The sequence below is a fragment of the Clostridioides mangenotii TR genome, from assembly GCF_000498755.1.
GTDB lineage: Bacteria > Bacillota > Clostridia > Peptostreptococcales > Peptostreptococcaceae > Metaclostridioides > Metaclostridioides mangenotii_A.
The window spans coordinates 1-5501 of the sequence record NZ_AXUS01000048.1 but is presented as its reverse complement, the minus strand read 5'-3'; the positions used below and the strand labels follow the sequence as shown (position 1 = coordinate 5501).

Genomic DNA, 5501 nt, shown 5'->3' with positions numbered 1-5501 from the left:
ACCCGTCCGCCGCTCTCCCCCGAAGGGTTCGCTCGACTTGCATGTGTTAGGCACGCCGCCAGCGTTCATCCTGAGCCAGGATCAAACTCTCAATAATAATTTGACCTGCTCAGATACTATCGTTATCTTTAATATCTGGCTTTATATGGTTTGTTTCTTGTTTTCTTATAAATTAACCTACTGTTTAATTTTCAATGTTCTTTTTTGTTTTCTTCTTGCTTCGTTGTGTTTCGTTTGCCGCTCTTTCGAGGACAAGTATTACTATATCAAAATCTAAAAACTAAGTCAACACTTTTTTTGATATTTTTTATATATTTTATAATCCTCATGATTTAACTAACTGTAAAATAGATTCTCACTATCAGCTATTCCAGGTCTTTAAACCATTTTTTCTATATCAAATCATTACTATACTATTAATAGTAAAAACTTATATTCTTTTATCTACAATAGGTTCTGCATTATTTTATCGTTATCTAACATTACTATTTTTATTTATATTTTCATTGAATTTATTTAAACTTTAATAAAACTATTTTTATTTATATTTAAAATGTATCTATTTTCTGTCATTTTGAAGTATAATAGTCTATATTATATAAATTATGAAACAGGTCAATAATAGATTTAAATTCTATAATAATCTTTTCTATTATATATATTTAAGTTAAGAGAGGTGATTGAAAATTGAATAAATATCTTAGAGAACCAATCAATGGATTTACTCACTTGGCTGGAGCTGTTCTTTCATTTATAGGTTTACTAGCTCTAGTAATAAAAACAAGCTTGGATAATCCTTCTGCTTTATCACTTACTGCAGTGATTATTTTTGGTATTAGTATGATACTTTTATATACTGCATCGACTGTATACCATCTTGTAATCTCTTCTGATAAAGTAATCAGTTGGCTTAGAAGACTTGATCACTCAATGATATTTATATTGATTGCAGGGTCTTACACTCCATTTTGTTTAATAGCGCTAAATGGACCTACTGGCTGGGCACTGTTCGCTGTAATTATGACTGCAGCAATCGCTGGAGTATGCTTTAAACTTATATGGTTTAACTGCCCTAGATGGATATCTACAGTTATATATGTTGCTATGGGTTGGGTTTCTGTACTACTAATAGTTCCTCTATACAAAGCTATATCGCTTGAGGGTGTTATATTGCTTGTAGGTGGTGGTGTTTTCTATACAATCGGCGCAGTTATATATGCAGTGAAACCTAAGTTCTTAAAGTTCAAGAATTTTGCATATCATGAGATATTCCATATATTTATACTTTTTGGAACGTTAACTCACTACATATGCGTATTTAAATATGTAATATAAATACATTTAAACAGAAGGGGAGCCTTAAAATGATTTAATAAATCGTTTTTAAGGCTCCACTTTAATTGATAACAATGCATACTATTGAATATAATTTTTCACTTTACAATAAGCTCCTTACTTCATAGCTCTCATTGCATTAAGAACTGCTATTAACGCTACCCCTACATCGGCAAATATTGCTTCCCACATAGTAGCAACTCCTCCAGCACCTAATACCATAACTATCGCCTTAACAGTTAGGGCAATCGCTATATTTTGCCATACAATCTTATTAGTTTTATTCGCAATACCTATAGCAACTGATATTTTGCTAGGTTCATCGTTCATAAGAACTATGTCAGCGGCTTCGATAGCTGCATCAGATCCAAGTCCTCCCATCGCTATACCTACATCTGCTCTAGCAAGAACTGGCGCATCGTTAATTCCATCTCCAACAAATACTACTTTTTCTTTATCTGTTCTTCCCTTAAATATTTCCTCTAGCTTTTCAACTTTTTCATCAGGTAAGAGATTTGAGTAAACTTTATCTAATCCTAATTTCGATGCTATATTATTTGCTACTTTTTCGTTATCTCCAGTAAGCATTACTACTTGTTTTATACCTTCATTTTTTAAATCTTTGATTGCTTTAACACTGTCCTCTTTTATTTCATCAGATATAACTATATATCCCCTGAATTCTGAGTCTACAGCTACATATACTACTGTTCCAACTTCTGTAGCTGGAGTGTAAGAAATATTTTCGCTCTTCATAAGCTTTTCGTTACCTGCAAGAATTGTCTCGCCAAAGTAATTTATCTTTATACCATGAGCTGCTATTTCCTCGTAGTTTTCTACTTTATCTAAATCAACTTTTTTATTGTAGAAATTAGTTATAGATTTTGCTATTGGGTGATTTGAGTTTGCTTCAGCTAATGCTGCATACTCAATTAATTTTTCTTCTGAAATTCCAACTGGATATACTTTTGTAACTTTGAAAACACCTTTTGTAAGAGTACCAGTTTTATCAAATACTACTGTATCTACATATCTAAGAGATTCTAGATAGTTACTTCCCTTAATAAGAATACCCTTTTTAGATGCTAAACCTATACCACTGAAGAAACTTAGCGGTATTGATAGAACAAGTGCACAAGGACAAGAAACTACTAAAAATATAAGCCCTCTGTAAACCCATTCCCTAAGAGAAGCATCCGGCAATACAAGCGGAGGAATAAATGCAACTGCCAAAGCTATTGCCACTACTGCTGGTGTATAGTATTTTGAAAACTTGGAAATAAAGTTTTCTGTAGGTGCTTTTTTACTGCTTGCATTTTCTACTAGGTCTAAGATTTTAGAAACAGTCGACTCTCCAAACAACTTAGTTACCCTAACAGTAAGTAAAGCATTTTTATTAATTACACCAGATAAGATCTCCTCATCTTTTGAAACTTCTCTCAGACTGATTCTCCAGTTATAGCTGAAGTATCGAGCATAGATGAACCCTCTACAACTACACCGTCTAGAGGAACTTTTTCACCAGGTTTAATTACTATTATATCTCCTATATTAATATCTTCAGGTGATACTACTTTTATTTCTGATCCAACTTTAAGATTGGCGTAGTCTGCTCTAATTTCCATCAGCGCAGTGATAGATTTTCTAGATTTTCCGACTGCCATATCTTGTAGGTACTCTCCTATCTTGTAGAAAAGCATAACTCCAACTGCTTCAGCTAACTCTCCTATTGCTAATGCTCCAACTGTTGCAATGGACATAAGGAAGTTCTCATCGAATACTCTACCATTAGTGGCATTTTTTATAGCTTTTAATAATACATCTCCACCAATTACTAAATAAGCCACAACGAATATTACGCTGCTTACTATACTCTCATTACCTGTGGCTGTTTGATATATACCTAATATATAGACAGCTACACCTAAAAGTAGTTTCACTAATTCTTTTTTATTGTGTTCTCCACCGCCATGATCATGTGAATCCTCACTGTGTTCACTTTGTTTTTTACCAGACTTCATCTGAATATCAAGGCCAGGCTCTATGGTATTAATCTTATCTATAATTTTTTCTAAAACTACTTTTTCATCAGCTTGTGAAGTAAGTTCATAACTTAATTTTTTATTGACAAAGTTTAAGTTCGAAGATTTTATCTCATCAAATTTTCCTATAGCTTCCTCAATCTGTGATGCACAATGTGCACAACTTAAACCGCCTAAAATCATTTCTTTTTTATTTGAATTTGCCTTCGCTGTATCTTTTAATTTTATATCTATCCCAGGCTCTATAATATTAATTTTATTTACTATTTTATCTATAACTTGCGATTCATTTACGGAGTCTTGCATCTCAAAACTCAATTTTTTGTTTAAAAAGTTTAGGTTTGCAGATTTTACTTCATCAAGTTTGCCTACTGCCTCTTCTATCTCTGTTGCACAGTGTGCACAACTCAAACCACCTAAAATCATTTCTTTTTTGTTTATTACTTCAGATGACATATAGAAGACCTCCCTTATTTTTTATTTAACTCTTGGATATGACATAGACCGCAATTAAATATTTGACTTACATGATCGTCGTCTAATGAGTAAAATACTGTCTTACCTTCTTTTCTAAACTTAACAAGTCTAGCTTGCTTTAAAACTCTCAACTGATGTGAAATCGCTGAGTCTGTCATATTTAGTAAACTTGCTATATCACATACACACATCTCACTAGCGAAAAGAGCGTATAAGATTCTTATTCTAGTTGAATCTCCAAATACTTTAAACAACTCAGCCAAATCGTATAATACCTCTTCACCCGGCATAGTAGACTTCGCTCCGCTTACTATTTCCTGATGTACATTTTTACATTCACAAGTTTTAAATTCTTCATTTATATTCATAGTTTATTTCTCCTATCATTTTAATATTTGAATAATTGTTCATATGTTCATTATAATCCTAACTGTAAAATTATGCAATATCTATTAAGATATTTTTTAAATAAATAAATCATACATATTATATAGCTAACTTTTATATATATTATAAGAATAACTTTTTATAGTTTTTTTGGGAGGTGCTTATATGAGTTTCGATGAAACAAAAAACAATTTAGATATCAGTTACATGCCATACTTAAATCCAGATTCCTATAAAGATTATATTGATTTCAGTAACGACCAGGATATGAATAGGATAGATGGTGCTGGTTCTGGATCTAATCTAAATCAAATGAATAATAACTATCAACAAGCTGCAAATACAAATAACCAACCAGGTGAAGATTATACTGAAATGCCAAACTACAGCCAACAGACGCAGGGAAATTACTATCAAGGTTTCAACCAAAACATGGTAAATCCAAATACCCGACCTCAGAACGCCCAAAATATGCCTAATAGCAATGCAAATTCATACTTTGCAAATTTTGCTAATACAGGTGGCAATCAAAACCAGACAGGTACTAATCAACAATCTGTTAATCCAAATATGTATCCCGGAATTAATTTTATGGGAAGTGATGTAATTATAATGATACCTGGAGTAATCAGAGGGACTATGCAAGGTCTTCCTGTTGTTATTCCACAAAGTATGGACTTTGGTGGGGGTATGACTCCTTATGGTGCTAACATGGGTGGCTCTAACATGGGYGGCTCTAGCATGGGTGGCTCTAACATGGGCGGCTCTAGCATGGGTAGCTCTAACATGGGCGGCTCTAGCAATATGAGTTCTTCAGCAAACGGCTGGATGAATAATCCTACAAGTAATAATACAGGAAGTAAAATGAATAACCCTATGAACAGCAATATGAATAAATTACCGAGTGGCTCTAATCCTGGCTCTAGTACTGGATCAACTGCAAATTCAAGCAAATATGGGATTAATTTTGGAACTTACTCAAATAGTTCAGTTTCTACACCAAATATGTCTAGTACTCCATCTAGTTCAGGAACCCCTAGATATGTATCGAATGTAGATCCTGCTCAAATAAATCAGGAAGAACTCGATGAAGAAGAAATGTAAACTTTTTTAATTAATTAAATTTAGTGTATATTTTTCAAGAATATGACAATAATATTAATATATTCCTCATAATATTCCCCCAATATTATAGAAATAAAGTTATACAGATAAAAAGACTAGATTAATTTCTAGTCTTTTTTATTATAATAATTAATA

General features: G+C 32.6%; 3 protein-coding genes, 1 rRNA gene and 1 pseudogene. 2 read left to right on the top strand and 3 right to left on the bottom strand.

The window, feature by feature from the left end:
- Positions 1-97, bottom strand: a 16S ribosomal RNA gene (locus T473_RS0114980); the annotation flags it as partial.
- A 590-nt stretch (positions 98-687) separates the two neighbouring features.
- Between T473_RS0114980 and trhA the strand changes: the two genes are divergently transcribed.
- Positions 688-1335: a PAQR family membrane homeostasis protein TrhA gene (gene trhA / locus T473_RS0114975; protein ID WP_024622584.1), complete on the top strand. Its 648-nt coding sequence runs from the start codon at positions 688-690 to the stop codon at positions 1333-1335.
- 117 nt (positions 1336-1452) lie between these two features.
- On the opposite strand, the pseudogene T473_RS20025 reads toward trhA, so the two are convergent.
- A pseudogene (locus tag T473_RS20025) lies at positions 1453-3833 on the bottom strand (heavy metal translocating P-type ATPase).
- A gap of 14 nt (positions 3834-3847) precedes the next feature.
- The gene (locus T473_RS0114965) at positions 3848-4222 is read right to left on the bottom strand and encodes an ArsR/SmtB family transcription factor (protein WP_152522325.1); all 375 of its coding nucleotides are present in this window, start codon (positions 4220-4222) and stop codon (positions 3848-3850) included.
- A gap of 184 nt (positions 4223-4406) precedes the next feature.
- On the opposite strand from T473_RS0114965, the gene T473_RS0114960 reads away from it, so the two are divergent.
- A complete protein-coding gene (locus T473_RS0114960) occupies positions 4407-5345 on the top strand; it encodes a hypothetical protein (RefSeq protein ID WP_024622582.1) in 939 nt (312 codons plus the stop codon).
- Positions 5346-5501: the final 156 nt, after the last annotated feature.

Bases quoted from the DNA above. Each gene is read 5' to 3' on its own strand.
- T473_RS0114965 (WP_152522325.1), bottom strand. From the start codon at position 4,222: ATGAATATAAATGAAGAATTTAAAACTTGTGAATGTAAAAATGTACAT.